General features: G+C 63.2%; 5 protein-coding genes and 1 pseudogene. 5 read left to right on the plus strand and 1 reads right to left on the minus strand.

All coding sequences use genetic code 11. The features are described 5' to 3' along the window. Nucleotides 1-162 precede the first annotated feature (162 nt). The 4 genes and pseudogenes from RPG13_RS02495 to RPG13_RS02510 all read left to right on the plus strand — a co-directional run bounded on the left by RPG13_RS02495 (nucleotide 163) and on the right by RPG13_RS02510 (nucleotide 5,746). Nucleotides 163-1,611, plus strand: a complete 1,449-nt coding sequence (locus RPG13_RS02495; RefSeq protein WP_126104684.1) for a TolC family protein — start codon at nucleotides 163-165, stop codon at nucleotides 1,609-1,611. A gap of 40 nt (nucleotides 1,612-1,651) precedes the next feature. Further along, nucleotides 1,652-3,780 (plus strand): annotated as a pseudogene (locus RPG13_RS02500) (type I secretion system permease/ATPase). 48 nt (nucleotides 3,781-3,828) lie between these two features. Beyond that, nucleotides 3,829-5,118 carry an HlyD family type I secretion periplasmic adaptor subunit gene (locus RPG13_RS02505; protein WP_292504362.1) on the plus strand — a complete coding sequence of 430 codons (1,290 nt, stop codon included), beginning with the start codon at nucleotides 3,829-3,831 and terminating at the stop codon, nucleotides 5,116-5,118. Beyond that, a complete protein-coding gene (locus RPG13_RS02510) occupies nucleotides 5,108-5,746 on the plus strand; it encodes a ribbon-helix-helix domain-containing protein (RefSeq protein WP_127206209.1) in 639 nt (212 codons plus the stop codon). The genes RPG13_RS02505 and RPG13_RS02510 overlap by 11 nt, the downstream gene beginning before the upstream one ends. Before the next feature lie 187 nt (nucleotides 5,747-5,933). Here RPG13_RS02510 and RPG13_RS02515 read toward each other — a convergent pair whose 3' ends face one another. Further along, on the minus strand, nucleotides 5,934-6,887 hold the full coding sequence (locus RPG13_RS02515; RefSeq protein ID WP_127288473.1) for a transglutaminase-like cysteine peptidase: 954 nt from the start codon (nucleotides 6,885-6,887) through the stop codon (nucleotides 5,934-5,936). Nucleotides 6,888-7,209: 322 nt separating this feature from the next. Here RPG13_RS02515 and RPG13_RS02520 point away from each other — a divergent pair, with 322 nt between their 5' ends. Then, the gene (locus tag RPG13_RS02520; protein ID WP_337124335.1) at nucleotides 7,210-17,916 is read left to right on the plus strand and encodes an Ig-like domain-containing protein; all 10,707 of its coding nucleotides are present in this window, start codon (nucleotides 7,210-7,212) and stop codon (nucleotides 17,914-17,916) included. Nucleotides 17,917-17,957: the final 41 nt, after the last annotated feature.

Raw genomic sequence — 17,957 nt, forward strand, 5'->3', positions numbered from 1 at the left:
CTACATCCCCGAAACTTTATGGCCCAGACCCTATTTAAAGCCGGTGCTAAATCAATAAACACTCACGTATTCGAAGAATTTATCGGATAACTTGTCAAAGCTTCGGTGAGAAGGCTTGGCCGTACAAAAAGCACCAGGCAAGAAGCGTGGGTGGGGTAGACCATGAATACGACAATCAAAGTGGCCATTGGCAAGCGCCTTGGCCTGCTCTTCACATTTTCGATGCTGGCTTGCGGGAGCGCTAGTGCCCTCACGCTCAAGGAAGCGATGGCCGTAGCCGTCGAGTCCAATCCGGAGATCGGCCAAGCGATCGAAAACCGCGAAGCAATCGAATTCGAACTGCGTCAAGCGAAAGGGCTCTATCTTCCCAGTATCGATCTCGAGGCATCTGCGGGAGCCCGTCGCCTCGACAATTCGTCCCGACGAGCGCTCTCCACAGAGGATGACGCGCTCTATCCGGCGGAAGCGGGTGTCGTGATATCGCAAACGCTCTATGACAGTGGAGCACGACGGGCCGAACTGAACCATCAGGCGTCGCGGGTCGATGGGGCTTCTTTCAGGGTACTGGAGCGATCTGAATTCATCGGGCTCTCCGTCGTTCAGGATTATCTTGAATACATGCTGCAGGCCTCGATCGTTTCAGAGGCGAAAAAGAACCTGGGCTTCCATCAGGGGATTCTCGGCGATATCCGGCAAGGCATCGCGGGTGGTGCGTTGAACGAGGCCGATCGGCAACAGGCCGAGGAGCGCCTCTTCGCCGCCAAGGCGCGCATGCAGGAAGCCACCGAAGAGCTGGAACAGGCCAAAATACGGTTCTTCAAGACCGTCGGCAAGCCGCTGACGAACGCCTCAAGGCCAGGGAGTGTTGGCGGCGCGCTGCCAAGGTCGCTTGATGAGGCGCTGGGACTGGCGCGCGAGAACAATCCGCGCGTTCACATGGCCAGCAGCGATATAGATGCCGCTGCTTCACTGGTGGATGCAGCCCGGGCCAAATTCGGACCCGCTATCGTTGCGGAAGGCCGTGCGCGGGCCGGATATGATATTGATGGCGACGACGGCGACGCCAGCGACCTGCAAGCGCGGCTCGTGCTGCGCTGGAACCTCTATCGCGGAGGTATCGATAAGGCCAACGAACAAGAACAGATCCGCCGCACCAGCGAACAGCGACTTGGATTGCATCAGGTCCTGCGTGAAATCGAGGAAGCCGTCCGCACCTCGTGGGATCGCCGTTTCCGGCAAGCCGAACTTGCAAAGACGTTGAGACAGCAAGCCTCCGCAAGCGAAAGGCTCGTCGCCTCCTATCGCGAACAATTCAAGGTCGGACAGCGTTCGCTGCTCGACGTGCTTGATGCGCAAAATACGCGGTTCAACACAGCAACGCTGGCGGATACTGCCTCCTACGCATCGCTGTTCGCCGAGTATCGGCTGCTGGCGGCGACCGGGCAGCTGCTGAAAACGATGAACCTTCAGCCGGCAAAACAGGCGGCGGCTTATGCCAGGACCGAGTTTGCAACGCCGGAGACTGCTGACACCGAAACCTATGCGCGCACCCCGTCGGAACAGAAAAATGATCTGCCTTTCGACATCCTCGCCCCGGTCAGGAAGAAATAGCTCGGTTTAAGGATCGATCGAGAGTCCTTGCGGGCAGATCGTGAACCAGCAACCAAACATCCTCTCCCCCAAAGAGGCATTCAAGGCCTGCTTTTCGGCTGTTGCCGGATATCTCGGCAGGCCGAGCGCCGAAACGGTCCTGTTCGCCGGGGTTCCGCTTTCAGAGACGCGGATAGAGGTGGATGACATCAGGCATCTTGCCGAACGCATCGGTCTAGAGGTCCAGGAATTCAGCCACCGGGATTTTCTGCGCGGTCGTGTCGATCTTCCTGCCATTCTCTTTCGCGTCAGCCAGTTGCCTGTTGCCCTGCTGGCGGAGATGCAAGACGGCGCATATACGACCGCCCCGCAGGAAGATGGCCGCACGATCATCGCCAAATCCGAGCTTGCCGCCAGTGTCATCAGTGGCGGCGTTTCCTTTTCGATAACCTATGCCAATGCCACCGAAGGAATGAAGGTCGGTTCCGCGGCGAAGATAGAAAGGCGTCACTGGCTGACGGGAACGATGGGCGCCTTCTGGCGCACCTATTCGAAAGTGGTCCTGTCGGCGATATTCATCAATCTGCTGGCGATCGCCTCGCCGATCTTCACCATGAACGTCTACGACAGAATCCTGCCGAACAAGGCAACTTCAACGCTGTGGGTTCTGGCAATCGGCATCGGCGCCGTCATTTTGTTCGATCTGCTTTTGAAGACCGCCAGGGCGTCTCTCATCGACTATGCCGGGCGCAAAGCAGATCTGCGAATATCATATCTTCTGTTCGAAAAAGTCCTCAACTCGTCTCTGTCAGCGCGCCCAGGCTCGACCGGTGAATACGCAAATCGCGTGACCCAATACGAATTCGTGAGGGAGTTCTTCACCTCCAACACCATCAGCGTCTTCATCGATACGCTTTTGTGTTCGTCTTTCTTCTGGTCATCTATGCGATCGGCGGCTGGCTGGTGGTGATACCGGCATTGGCCTTCGTGGCGTCGGTCATCGTCGGGCTGATCACGCAGCGACGTATCGGCAAGCGAGTCGCCGCCTCGATGAACGAGGCTTCTCAGCGCCAGGCATTGCTGGTCGAATCCATTTCGACGCTGGAGACGATCAAATCGCTGCGGGCCGAAGCGTATCTGCTGCGGAGATGGGGCGAGCACTCCAAGAACGCTGCCAACACGTCGGAAAAGATCAAGCAACTTTCGGCCGCCGCCGGCAACATCACCCAGGCCATACAGCAGCTTGTGACCGTCGCCCTGGTCGTAGCTGGTGCCTATGCCTTCTCGGAAGGCCATATTTCTACGGGAGCAATAATAGGCACGGTCATGCTGGCAAGCCGCGCGGTTGCTCCGCTTGGCCAGATCGCCATCACGCTTTCGAGACTGCGGCAAGCCATGCTCTCGTTGAGAATCATCAATTCGATCATGGCTCAACCGGAAGACCGGCCGGACACGGTGGGCTTCGTCAATCGCCCCATCCGCAACGGTGCGATGGTGTTCAGGAATGTCGGGTTCGTCTATCCCGGATCGGAAAACGAGGTTCTGACCGGCCTCAATTTTTCGGTGAAACCGGGAGAACGGATCGGCATCATCGGCCGTATAGGGTCCGGCAAGACAACGATGGGTCGCCTGATCGGCAGGCTTTTCCTTCCGACCTCGGGAGAGCTTTTGCTCGACGGCATCGACATCCGCCAATACCACCCGTCGGAGGTTCGCGCGGCGGTAGGAATCGTCGCCCAGGCCGGCGATCTGTTTTCAGGCACCATCAAGGAAAATCTCCTGATGGCGTGCCCCGAAGCGACCGATGAGGAAATCATCGACGCCGCAAAGGCCGCCGGTGTCGACGAGTTCGTCTCTCGCCACCCGCGCGGCTATGACATGAATGTCGGCGAGCGGGGTACCAATCTCTCGGGGGGGCAGCGACAGACGGTGGCAATTGCGCGCCTGCTGCTGACCAAGCCGAAAATCGTCTTCCTGGACGAGCCGTCAGGCTCAATGGATCTCGCTTCGGAAAGACAGTTGATCAAACAGCTCAAAGTGGCCTTCGATGGAAACACGACGCTGATCGTGTCAACCCACCGCTACAGCATGCTTGAGCTGGCGGATCGGCTTATCGTTGTCGAACAAGGCAGGATAGTTGCAGACGGACCAAAGGAACAAGTCGTAAAGGCACTGCAGAAAAGTGGCTGATCAAAATAGATTATATTGAACGAGTTCAATATAATGGGGCATGGGGAAATGCTTGCCAGAGAAGACCGTCCGCCGCTTTTCGCGTCGGCATCCATATTCATTATCGGAGCGCTCTTCGTCGTTTTTGTTGCTTGGGCGTCTTTTGCCGAAGTCGATGAAATCGCACGCGGCGACGGCAAGGTCATCCCGGCGTCCAAGACCCAAATCATCCAGGCCAGCGAAGCCGGCGTCGTCCAGGAAATCGCCGTCAAGATTGGGCAGGTCGTCAGGAAAAACGACCTGATCATTCGCCTCGACAACACGCTGAATACGTCCAGCCTTGGCGAGCAGCAGGCCAAGTCACGCGCGCTTGAAGTGCGAATCGCAAGGCTCAAATACGAACAAAGCGGCAATCTCGCAGGGCCCTTTCCGTGCCCGGCTGACATTCAGTCGATCGCTCCGCAAATCTGCGACAATGAACAAAAGCTTCTCACGGCCCGGCGCGAAAACTTCGACAATAAATTGTCGGTTCTCAAATCGCGCCTCGACCAGCGCGAGAAGGAACTGGACGAAGCAGCCGCCAATTCCGAACGCCTCACCAGGAATCTGGCCGTTAGTGACCAAGAGGCAAAACTGGTTGGATCAATGGTCAAAAAGGGGCTGATGGCCAGGACAGAGCAAATCCGGGTTGAACGGGAGCAGACTGAACTCAACGGTCAGCTGAACCTGTCCGGCGAGACAGTCAAGAAGATCAGGTCAACGATCACTGAAGCTCAACTCCAGGTTGATGAGCTCGGCCTCCAGCTGCAGCAGGAAGCACTGGATGAACTGACGCAGGCGCTGGCCGAGCTTTCGGTCGTGGACGAAACCATTCGTGGGGCCACTGACAAGGTAGCGCGCACCGATATCCGTTCGCCGGTGGACGGCATCGTCAATACACTGGAGCTAAACACGGTTGGCGCCTTCGTCCAGCCTGGCTCGGTCGTGGCAGGCATCGTGCCCACCTCCGAAACCTTGCTGGTCGAAGCGCGCGTCTCGCCACGCGATGTCGCTTTCATTCGTCCCGACCAGGAGGCGCTGATAAAAGTCACCGCTTACGACTTCTCGATCTTCGGCGGCATCGAAGGCAAGGTCTCCAACATCACCGCCGACAGCTTGGTCGACGAGAAAACGGGTGAGCCCTTTTACCAGGTGCGTGTCGCGACGGACAAGTCGACCCTCGAACGGGACGGCAAGGCCTATTCGATCATCCCCGGCATGATCTGTTCAGTCGACATCAAGACAGGACGCAAGACGATCCTCAGTTACCTTTTGAAGCCGATCAACAAGGCGCGTCAGGAGGCGATGAGTGAGCGGTAGCGCCAACTCTCCTCCCAGCACCCATGATCGGTTGCTTCTGCCGATCACCAGAGAGGATTTCGGGCTGGAGTTCCGGGTTGTCGCGCGTGGCGGCATACGCCGCGGCATTCGTCTGGAAAAGGCTTTCTGGATGTCGCTGAAGCAGATGGCTGAAAACAGGAAATGCACGATCGGCATGCTGATCGACGAGATCGCCAAAAATCAAACCAAGACTGGTAATCTGACGTCGGCGATACGGGTGGCCTGCATACTCGGGCTGGCGGATGAAAACCTGATCCTGCGAAAGCTTGCATCGATCAGAACGATCAATGCCATATTGGTTGCCTGCCCCTCGCCCGCTTTTGCCTTGGCGTCATCGAAGAAGATCCTGACTTTCAATGCTCCGTTCCAGCAACTGGTCAAGCGTCAGTTGCCGACCGGACCAAACAATGATGCACGACAAGATCTCAAGCTGGCGCTGGATCTCAATGTCGCCGACATTTTTGCCCGACTCGATGCCAATGGCGAAGTTCCGATCGCCAGCGGCTTCGTCATCGGCGCCGGCGAACGTCGGTATCGGGGTCAATTGAATGCAGTGCGGGCGCCCGTACCCGAACCGGAGCTGCTGATGGCGTTCGTCAACGGCTAATGCATGTCGCGCAAAAGCTTGCCCTCGGGCTTGACCCTGGGCTTGATCCTAGGGTGCGCAGCGGTTTTGCTATATGGATAAAAACAAGAACTTAAAGCGCGTCGCATGAATCCGTTCAAATGCAACGCGCTTTAGAGCTGCCGCTCCGGGCAAGTGCAGCTCAATCCTGACGTGCTTCGCGTCATTTTCACAGGGACATATCCGGCTCCGAACCTTCGCCAGGAGCAACCGTTGCGAAAGCGCCCTTGATGTCGGCTATTTGCGCGCCCCCTGGTTTTGCGCCATGGATCCACGCCCGGTCAGTGCTGAAGGAATACAGCGGCAGATAATCAGGGAGTTCGCTGTCTTTCAAAACAGTGTTGTTGAGACTGTCGAGGATGAATGTGCCGCTGTCCGTACTCACCGACAGTACGGCATGAAAGAATTTTCTGCGGCGATCCTGGAGAACAACAAGCGACATGCTCTGCGCCGGGATACCGGCCCGCAGCAGAGCCGCCATCTTGAGGATGGCAAAATCCTCACAGTCGCCAGCCCGCCGCTCGAGGATTTCCGAAGGCTTCGCCCAATAGTCGAGCCTGCTGTAAACTGCACTGTCTTTCTTGTAGGCAATCGCGCGGTTTATGCTGCTGTTGACGAAGGACAGCTTGTCGCTGAACCCCCGGTCTTTGACCGCGTTAACGATCTCGGCAAAAGCAGCGCTCTTGCGCTCGCACGCACTGTTCGCAAAGCAGCCGGCGATGGCCCTGTAGACAGGTGCCCAGCGCGCCGAGACGGGAGAGTTGCGCATCGACAAGGCAACCGATCCGAACACACCGGGGATTATCGCCGCCGTCTGCACAGGATCTATGCCGGCATCGCCTCGCGACGTCGAATGAGCCTCCCCGTAATCAGCAACGGCTGGCCCGTAGCTGCCGGGAAACATATCTGTGCGGTAAGCTTCAGCAGGCCGCCAAGGCTGAAATCTCGCCAGCGAAACGCCGCCGAGGCATGGCGGCGCCTGCAATTTTTCCAGCTGCTCACCGGCCGCAGCGACATCCGCCACAATGGCATTCGCGAGTGCTGGCTGCGACAGGCCGACAAGGCCGACCGCCAGCAAGAGCATTTTGAGCCCGGTTGCCAGGCCAGCCTTTTCTTTTTTCATAACGCCCACCTTTGACTGTGGACGCTACCAATCTTGTCTCAAATTATTGGAAAGGAAGGTGGATAACTTTGTCGCAAAGGGCTACGTCTATTTTGTATAAACTTTTATATACATTTATACTTATTTTTCCGCGTCATTGTCGTAAGGATTGCCAGCAAATTGGTCTGCTGCGGCAACATATATAGGGTTATATAAATATGATTTACCATGCGTAAAAAATAGTGGCAAATGCATATTAGGATATATGGAATAGATTACCAGACTGTTGCAAAGCCGAGATTACCGCTGTCTCTTCCAGAGAAATACCGGAGGGGTTTCAGCTATGGCGACCATTATCGAATTGGACAGTGTTTCAGGTTCCTCGGACGAACATTCTGCTTCCAATGAATACAGCGGCCTGGCATCGGCGGCAGGTATCCAGGTCGCGCAAGCAGCCTCGACCGAGCAACCGGCAGCAGCCGAGCCGGTGCCGGCGGATGTGGGCAACGGCGCAGCAGTGCAAACGGAAGCGCCGGCAGCGGCCAATGCACCAGCGGCTGCGGCGCCGCATGAATATGTGGCCGACGCCAGCAACACCGTGAGATTTCCGGCCAACGTCGCTATCGACAATATCCGAGTCGACGGCCGCCACCTTCTGCTCGAACAACCAGACGGCTCGGTGGTCGTCATCAAGGACGGTGCCCTGAACGTGCCGACCTTTATTCTCGGCGACATTGAGGTGCCGCGCGTCGCCTTACTGGCGGCGCTTGAAGCAAGCCATGTCGACATTGCCTTCGGCGCCGACGGCTCGATCTCGGCGGGGCCGGGAAACGGGACGCCGGGCAGCGCCGGCGGAAACTTCGCGGTTCCAGTCGGTGGGATCGGCAATGGGTTCGATCTATCGGCATTGCTGCCGCCGACGGCCTTGCAGTTTGGCCGTTTGGAGCCGCGCGAACTGACGATTGGCGTCAGGGAGAAAGACTCTACCCCTTCGATTGATCCTGTAGCCTCGACCACGGTCTATGAGGCTGGCCTGCCGGCACGCAGCGGCGAGTCACAAGGCTCGAACGAGCCTGCGACCTCGGAGACGACCTCTGGCACGATCGGCTTCACCTCGCCGGACGGCGTGTCGGAAGTCTCGCTCGGCGGCCATGTGCTGACCGGTGTGCCCCAGACCTTCACCGACGCGACCGGCTCGCTTACAGCGAGCTATGTCTATGATCCCGCGACCGGCCTCGGCACGATCAGCTATTCCTATACGCTCATCGACAACACCTCCGGCGACGCCACCAGCGTAAACCTCCCGGTCGCGGTGACGGACGCCGACGGCGATCCGGCAGCGCCAGGCAACCTGGCCATCAACATCGTCGACGACGCGCCGACGGCGATTGCCGACACGGACAGCATCGCGGCGGGTCAGTTCGGCCCCGCGACGGGTAATGTGCTTGCTGGCGGGACGGATAGCCTTGACGTCAACCTGACTGATGGGGCGGCCGACACGCAGGGCGCCGATGGTGCGACGGTGGTCGGGGTCACGAGCGGCACGACGAATTCCGATCTGGACGACGGCGGCACGCTTGGCGTGCAGATCCAGGGGACTTACGGCAAGCTGACGCTGAACGCGGACGGCACCTACAGCTATGCGCGCGATGCCGGCACGCCCGGCGGCGTCGACGACGTGTTCACCTACACCATCAAGGATGGCGACGGCGACCTGTCGCACACGACACTGACAGTCTCGATCGGCGATGCACCGCCGGTGATCAGCGACCTGACGCCGGAGGCCCGTGGCGGCGACGTGACGGTGAATGAAGAGGCGTTAAATGTCGGGACGGCGGGCGGGCCCGGCTCGAACCCGTCAAGCACGGCCGAGACCGGTACGGGCACCTTCACCATCTCCTCGCCCGACGGCATTGCCTCGCTGACGATCGGTGGTCAGACCTTCATCACCAACGGCGTGTTCACGGCGGGCTCGTTCACGACGCCGGAGGGCAACACGCTGGCTGTGACGGCCTACGATGCCGCGACAGGTCAGGTGAGCTACACCTACACGCTCCTCGACAATGAGGCACATCCCACCGCCCTCGGCGAGAACAGCCTGTTCGAGAACTTTGCAGTGGTGCTGACCGACCAGGACGGGCAGAGCGCCAACGATACACTCACCATCGACGTCGTCGACGATGTGCCGACGGCGAACGCCGACACCAACAGCGTCGCCGAGGGCGCCATCGCCACCGGCAACGTGCTGAGCGACGCCACCGACGACGTGTTCGGCGCCGACGGTGCGGCCGCCGGTGGCGGCGTTGTCGGCGTGGCCGCCGGCAGCAACACCGCCAGCCCGGTGAGCGGCGGCCTCGGCGGCGCCGGCATTGCCGGCACCTACGGCACGCTGACGCTCAACGCCAACGGCAGCTACAGCTATGACGGCTTTGCCAACGCCGTGCCGGCCGGCGGCGCCACCGACACCTTCGTCTACACCATCATGGACGGCGACGGCGACCTGTCGACGACGACGCTGACCATCACCCTGTCGGACAGCGGCCTGGCGGCCGCCAATGACGACGCCACGGTCAATGAAGCAGCACTGGCGATCGGCAGCAATCCGGCCAGCCCGGCCGAGACGGTGACCGGCACGGTCGCCGACAACCTCTCCGGCGGCAGCGGCCCCTACACCTTTGCGCTGGTCGGCAGCGCGACCGGCTCGCACGGCACGCTGACCCTCAATGCCGACGGCACCTACAGCTACACGCTGACCGCACCGGTCGACGGCGCCGATGCCGACAACGGCACCAACACGGTCAACAACGTCGAGAGCTTCACCTACCAGGCGACCGACGCCAACGGCAACACGATCACCAGCACCATCACCATCGACGTCGTCGACGATGTGCCGACGACGAACGCCGACACCAACAGCGTCGCCGAGGGCGCCATCGCCACCGGCAACGTGCTGAGCGACGCCACCGACGACGTGTTCGGCGCCGACGGTGCGGCCGCCGGTGGCGGCGTTGTCGGCGTGGCCGCCGGCAGCAACACCGCCAGCCCGGTGAGCGGCGGGCTGGGCGCCGGCATCGCCGGCACCTACGGCACGCTGACGCTCAACGCCAACGGCTCCTACAGCTATGACGGCTTTGCCAACGCCGTGCCGGCCGGCGGCGCCACCGACACCTTCGTCTACACCATCATGGACGGCGACGGCGACCTGTCGACGACGACGCTGACCATCACCCTGTCGGACAGCGGCCTGGCGGCCGCCAATGACGACGCCACGGTCAATGAAGCAGCACTGGCGATCGGCAGCAATCCGGCCAGCCCGGCCGAGACGGTGACCGGCACGGTCGCCGACAACCTCTCCGGCGGCAGCGGCCCCTACACCTATGCGCTGGTCGGCAGCGCGACCGGCTCGCACGGCACGCTGACCCTCAATGCCGACGGCACCTACAGCTACACGCTGACCGCACCGGTCGACGGCGCCGATGCCGACAACGGCACCAACACGGTCAACAACGTCGAGAGCTTCACCTACCAGGCGACCGACGCCAACGGCAACACCATCACCAGCACCATCACCATCGACGTCGTCGACGATGTGCCGACGGCGAACGCCGACACCAACAGCGTCGCCGAGGGCGCCATCGCCACCGGCAACGTGCTGAGCGACGCCACCGACGACGTGTTCGGCGCCGACGGTGCGGCCGCCGGTGGCGGCGTTGTCGGCGTGGCCGCCGGCAGCAACACCGCCAGCCCGGTGAGCGGCGGCCTCGGCGGCGCCGGCATTGCCGGCACCTACGGCACGCTGACGCTGAACGCCAACGGCAGCTACAGCTATGACGGCTTTGCCAACGCCGTGCCGGCCGGCGGCGCCACCGACACCTTCGTCTACACCATCATGGACGGCGACGGCGACCTGTCGACGACGACGCTGACCATCACCCTGTCGGACAGCGGCCTGGCGGCCGCCAATGACGACGCCACGGTCAATGAAGCAGCACTGGCGATCGGCAGCAATCCGGCCAGCCCGGCCGAGACGGTGACCGGCACGGTCGCCGACAACCTCTCCGGCGGCAGCGGCCCCTACACCTTTGCGCTGGTCGGCAGCGCGACCGGCTCGCACGGCACGCTGACCCTCAATGCCGACGGCACCTACAGCTACACGCTGACCGCACCGGTCGACGGCGCCGATGCCGACAACGGCACCAACACGGTCAACAACGTCGAGAGCTTCACCTACCAGGCGACCGACGCCAACGGCAACACCATCACCAGCACCATCACCATCGACGTCGTCGACGATGTGCCGACGGCGAACGCCGACACCAACAGCGTCGCCGAGGGCGCCATCGCCACCGGCAACGTGCTGAGCGACGCCACCGACGACGTGTTCGGCGCCGACGGTGCGGCCGCCGGTGGCGGCGTTGTCGGCGTGGCCGCCGGCAGCAACACCGCCAGCCCGGTGAGCGGCGGCCTCGGCGGCGCCGGCATTGCCGGCACCTACGGCACGCTGACGCTCAACGCCAACGGCAGCTACAGCTATGACGGCTTTGCCAACGCCGTGCCGGCCGGCGGCGCCACCGACACCTTCGTCTACACCATCATGGACGGCGACGGCGACCTGTCGACGACGACGCTGACCATCACCCTGTCGGACAGCGGCCTGGCGGCCGCCAATGACGACGCCACGGTCAATGAAGCAGCACTGGCGATCGGCAGCAATCCGGCCAGCCCGGCCGAGACGGTGACCGGCACGGTCGCCGACAACCTCTCCGGCGGCAGCGGCCCCTACACCTATGCGCTGGTCGGCAGCGCGACCGGCTCGCACGGCACGCTGACCCTCAATGCCGACGGCACCTACAGCTACACGCTGACCGCACCGGTCGACGGCGCCGATGCCGACAACGGCACCAACACGGTCAACAACGTCGAGAGCTTCACCTACCAGGCGACCGACGCCAACGGCAACACCATCACCAGCACCATCACCATCGACGTCGTCGACGATGTGCCGACGGCGAACGCCGACACCAACAGCGTCGCCGAGGGCGCCATCGCCACCGGCAACGTGCTGAGCGACGCCACCGACGACGTGTTCGGCGCCGACGGTGCGGCCGCCGGTGGCGGTGTTGTCGGCGTGGCCGCCGGCAGCAACACCGCCAGCCCGGTGAGCGGCGGCCTCGGCGGCGCCGGCATTGCCGGCACCTACGGCACGCTGACGCTGAACGCCAACGGCAGCTACAGCTATGACGGCTTTGCCAACGCCGTGCCGGCCGGCGGCGCCACCGACACCTTCGTCTACACCATCATGGACGGCGACGGCGACCTGTCGACGACGACGCTGACCATCACCCTGTCGGACAGCGGCCTGGCGGCCGCCAATGACGACGCCACGGTCAATGAAGCAGCACTGGCGATCGGCAGCAATCCGGCCAGCCCGGCCGAGACGGTGACCGGCACGGTCGCCGACAACCTCTCCGGCGGCAGCGGCCCCTACACCTTTGCGCTGGTCGGCAGCGCGACCGGCTCGCACGGCACGCTGACCCTCAATGCCGACGGCACCTACAGCTACACGCTGACCGCACCGGTCGACGGCGCCGATGCCGACAACGGCACCAACACGGTCAACAACGTCGAGAGCTTCACCTACCAGGCGACCGACGCCAACGGCAACACCATCACCAGCACCATCACCATCGACGTCGTCGACGACGTGCCGACGGCGAACGCCGACACCAACAGCGTCGCCGAGGGCGCCATCGCCACCGGCAACGTGCTGAGCGACGCCACCGACGACGTGTTCGGCGCCGACGGTGCGGCCGCCGGTGGCGGCGTTGTCGGCGTGGCCGCCGGCAGCAACACCGCCAGCCCGGTGAGCGGCGGCCTCGGCGGCGCCGGCATTGCCGGCACCTACGGCACGCTGACGCTCAACGCCAACGGCAGCTACAGCTATGACGGCTTTGCCAACGCCGTGCCGGCCGGCGGCGCCACCGACACCTTCGTCTACACCATCATGGACGGCGACGGCGACCTGTCGACGACGACGCTGACCATCACCCTGTCGGACAGCGGCCTGGCGGCCGCCAATGACGACGCCACGGTCAATGAAGCAGCACTGGCGATCGGCAGCAATCCGGCCAGCCCGGCCGAGACGGTGACCGGCACGGTCGCCGACAACCTCTCCGGCGGCAGCGGCCCCTACACCTTTGCGCTGGTCGGCAGCGCGACCGGCTCGCACGGCACGCTGACCCTCAATGCCGACGGCACCTACAGCTACACGCTGACCGCACCGGTCGACGGCGCCGATGCCGACAACGGCACCAACACGGTCAACAACGTCGAGAGCTTCACCTACCAGGCGACCGACGCCAACGGCAACACCATCACCAGCACCATCACCATCGACGTCGTCGACGATGTGCCGACGGCGAACGCCGACACCAACAGCGTCGCCGAGGGCGCCATCGCCACCGGCAACGTGCTGAGCGACGCCACCGACGACGTGTTCGGCGCCGACGGTGCGGCCGCCGGTGGCGGCGTTGTCGGCGTGGCCGCCGGCAGCAACACCGCCAGCCCGGTGAGCGGCGGGCTGGGCGCCGGCATTGCCGGCACCTACGGCACGCTGACGCTCAACGCCAACGGCAGCTACAGCTATGACGGCTTTGCCAACGCCGTGCCGGCCGGCGGCGCCACCGACACCTTCGTCTACACCATCATGGACGGCGACGGCGACCTGTCGACGACGACGCTGACCATCACCCTGTCGGACAGCGGCCTGGCGGCCGCCAATGACGACGCCACGGTCAATGAAGCAGCACTGGCGATCGGCAGCAATCCGGCCAGCCCGGCCGAGACGGTGACCGGCACGGTCGCCGACAACCTCTCCGGCGGCAGCGGCCCCTACACCTTTGCGCTGGTCGGCAGCGCGACCGGCTCGCACGGCACGCTGACCCTCAATGCCGACGGCACCTACAGCTACACGCTGACCGCACCGGTCGACGGCGCCGATGCCGACAACGGCACCAACACGGTCAACAACGTCGAGAGCTTCACCTACCAGGCGACCGACGCCAACGGCAACACCATCACCAGCACCATCACCATCGACGTCGTCGACGATGTGCCGACGGCGAACGCCGACACCAACAGCGTCGCCGAGGGCGCCATCGCCACCGGCAACGTGCTGAGCGACGCCACCGACGACGTGTTCGGCGCCGACGGTGCGGCCGCCGGTGGCGGTGTTGTCGGCGTGGCCGCCGGCAGCAACACCGCCAGCCCGGTGAGCGGCGGCCTCGGCGGCGCCGGCATTGCCGGCACCTACGGCACGCTGACGCTGAACGCCAACGGCAGCTACAGCTATGACGGCTTTGCCAACGCCGTGCCGGCCGGCGGCGCCACCGACACCTTCGTCTACACCATCATGGACGGCGACGGCGACCTGTCGACGACGACGCTGACCATCACCCTGTCGGACAGCGGCCTGGCGGCCGCCAATGACGACGCCACGGTCAATGAAGCAGCACTGGCGATCGGCAGCAATCCGGCCAGCCCGGCCGAGACGGTGACCGGCACGGTCGCCGACAACCTCTCCGGCGGCAGCGGCCCCTACACCTTTGCGCTGGTCGGCAGCGCGACCGGCTCGCACGGCACGCTGACCCTCAATGCCGACGGCACCTACAGCTACACGCTGACCGCACCGGTCGACGGCGCCGATGCCGACAACGGCACCAACACGGTCAACAACGTCGAGAGCTTCACCTACCAGGCGACCGACGCCAACGGCAACACCATCACCAGCACCATCACCATCGACGTCGTCGACGATGTGCCGACGGCGAACGCCGACACCAACAGCGTCGCCGAGGGCGCCATCGCCACCGGCAACGTGCTGAGCGACGCCACCGACGACGTGTTCGGCGCCGACGGTGCGGCCGCCGGTGGCGGCGTTGTCGGCGTGGCCGCCGGCAGCAACACCGCCAGCCCGGTGAGCGGCGGCCTCGGCGGCGCCGGCATTGCCGGCACCTACGGCACGCTGACGCTGAACGCCAACGGCTCCTACAGCTATGACGGCTTTGCCAACGCCGTGCCGGCCGGCGGCGCCACCGACACCTTCGTCTACACCATCATGGACGGCGACGGCGACCTGTCGACGACGACGCTGACCATCACCCTGTCGGACAGCGGCCTGGCGGCCGCCAATGACGACGCCACGGTCAATGAAGCAGCACTGGCGATCGGCAGCAATCCGGCCAGCCCGGCCGAGACGGTGACCGGCACGGTCGCCGACAACCTCTCCGGCGGCAGCGGCCCCTACACCTATGCGCTGGTCGGCAGCGCGACCGGCTCGCACGGCACGCTGACCCTCAATGCCGACGGCACCTACAGCTACACGCTGACCGCACCGGTCGACGGCGCCGATGCCGACAACGGCACCAACACGGTCAACAACGTCGAGAGCTTCACCTACCAGGCGACCGACGCCAACGGCAACACCATCACCAGCACCATCACCATCGACGTCGTCGACGATGTGCCGACGGCGAACGCCGACACCAACAGCGTCGCCGAGGGCGCCATCGCCACCGGCAACGTGCTGAGCGACGCCACCGACGACGTGTTCGGCGCCGACGGTGCGGCCGCCGGTGGCGGTGTTGTCGGCGTGGCCGCCGGCAGCAACACCGCCAGCCCGGTGAGCGGCGGCCTCGGCGGCGCCGGCATTGCCGGCACCTACGGCACGCTGACGCTGAACGCCAACGGCAGCTACAGCTATGACGGCTTTGCCAACGCCGTGCCGGCCGGCGGCGCCACCGACACCTTCGTCTACACCATCATGGACGGCGACGGCGACCTGTCGACGACGACGCTGACCATCACCCTGTCGGACAGCGGCCTGGCGGCCGCCAATGACGACGCCACGGTCAATGAAGCAGCACTGGCGATCGGCAGCAATCCGGCCAGCCCGGCCGAGACGGTGACCGGCACGGTCGCCGACAACCTCTCCGGCGGCAGCGGCCCCTACACCTTTGCGCTGGTCGGCAGCGCGACCGGCTCGCACGGCACGCTGACCCTCAATGCCGACGGCACCTACAGCTACACGCTGACCGCACCGGTCGACGGCGCCGATGCCGACAACGGCACCAACACGGTCAACAACGTCGAGAGCTTCACCTACCAGGCGACCGACGCCAACGGCAACACCATCACCAGCACCATCACCATCGACGTCGTCGACGACGTGCCGACGGCGAACGCCGACACCAACAGCGTCGCCGAGGGCGCCATCGCCACCGGCAACGTGCTGAGCGACGCCACCGACGACGTGTTCGGCGCCGACGGTGCGGCCGCCGGTGGCGGCGTTGTCGGCGTGGCCGCCGGCAGCAACACCGCCAGCCCGGTGAGCGGCGGCCTCGGCGGCGCCGGCATTGCCGGCACCTACGGCACGCTGACGCTCAACGCCAACGGCAGCTACAGCTATGACGGCTTTGCCAACGCCGTGCCGGCCGGCGGCGCCACCGACACCTTCGTCTACACCATCATGGACGGCGACGGCGACCTGTCGACGACGACGCTGACCATCACCCTGTCGGACGTCAACAATGCTCCGGTTGCCGCCAACACCCAGAACTGGATGTCGAGCGATCCGGCACAGCAAACTTTGAGTACGCCGAGCTATCCCGACGGATATCCCTTGCTGGTGACTATCCCGACCGATGCGGACGGAGATAACCTCATCGTCACCGCGACGGGGACGATCCCCACAGGCACGTTCTATTTCGATGGCCTCACCTACGTCGCCCTGACGGCCGGCACTGTGCTCTACGATCCGGCCGGCGGCATCAACCTGCTGGACGACCTGGTCTACAGGCCGACCGCAACGGTAACCGACACCGTCAACGTCAATCTATCGCTGGACGTCTTCGACGGCACCGCCCACGTCACTCAGACTGTTGGCATCCACGAAGTCCCGCCGACCAGCTTGCCCAGCGATACCGCACAGGTGGGTAATGGTAACAGCCCGCTCACCTCCGGAAATGACCAGACCCAGAACCTGAGTCTGTCCCAAGCCACGGTAAGCGCCATAACGGCCGATCCTCATGGCTCGACAGTCGTAATCTACACCGACTTCCAGGAGTCTCCCTTCGTAACTCCGATCCCGCTAGGGGAGCGCAATCCAGGCGTCTTCGGAGATGGCAGTGCAGGATCGCATCGCGAACAGGAAGTTCAAGTCGAGATCAGGATCGGAGCGAACCGATTTGCAGTTGTTGAAGACGATTTGACTGCCGGAACATTCGAGCAGAGTTGGACCTACGACCCGGCCACCGGCCTGATGAAGGCGACCGTCGACTATGACCATATCTTCCTTCTCGACGGCGCCGGGGTCGCAACGACGACGACGCTCGCGGACTATCTGATCGCAAATCCACCGGCCGCCGGCGACACATGGACACTTTCCTATTTCGACAATGATGGCGGCAACTACCAGGCCCGCGCAGTCAGATTCGAATTCTTCTCCCATGATCCAGGCGATCCTGGAATAACGGTGAATGGCGATGCCACCTTGGCCGACCAGATCTATGGCACATCCGGTATCGACCACCTCAATGGGAATGGCGGCAATGACGTCATCATAGGCAGGGGAGGCAATGATTTCCTCAGCGGCGGCGGTGGCAGCGATCTTATCAGCGGTGGCGACGGCAACGATCTCCTCGTTGGAGGTTTCGGCCAAGACACAATGACTGGAGGAAACGGCGCTGATACGTTCAAACTCGACCAACTGGACATCAAGGATCTCATCTCCGACTACAGCGGCGCCGGCGGCCAGGGCGACGTGATCGACCTGACGTCGTTGTTCGACACAGCCCCGGGGGGAGCCAATATCGGCGAGTTCGTGAACTACGATGCGGGAACCGGCACGCTAAGCGTCGATGCCGACGGTACGGCCAACGGCACCAATTTCGTGGATGTGGCCACGCTAACGAACGTGCCGGTGTCCAGCACGATCACGCTGCTTTATGACGACGGAATAACCCAGCATACGACCACGGCCAATGCGGTTTAGGGGAATAGTGCAAGGGCTAGGTGCTATGCTATAGATTCGAA

The organism is Mesorhizobium sp. ISC15, assembly GCF_037162615.1.
GTDB lineage: Bacteria > Pseudomonadota > Alphaproteobacteria > Rhizobiales > Rhizobiaceae > Mesorhizobium > Mesorhizobium mediterraneum.

What these genes read in the sequence shown, in the direction of transcription:
- RPG13_RS02495 (WP_126104684.1), top strand. Translation starts at nt 163, where the DNA reads ATGAATACGACAATCAAAGTGGCCATTGGCAAGCGCCTTGGCCTGCTC.
- RPG13_RS02520 (WP_337124335.1), top strand. Translation starts at nt 7,210, where the DNA reads ATGGCGACCATTATCGAATTGGACAGTGTTTCAGGTTCCTCGGACGAA.
- RPG13_RS02505 (WP_292504362.1), top strand. Translation starts at nt 3,829, where the DNA reads ATGCTTGCCAGAGAAGACCGTCCGCCGCTTTTCGCGTCGGCATCCATA.
- RPG13_RS02515 (WP_127288473.1), bottom strand. Translation starts at nt 6,887, where the DNA reads ATGAAAAAAGAAAAGGCTGGCCTGGCAACCGGGCTCAAAATGCTCTTG.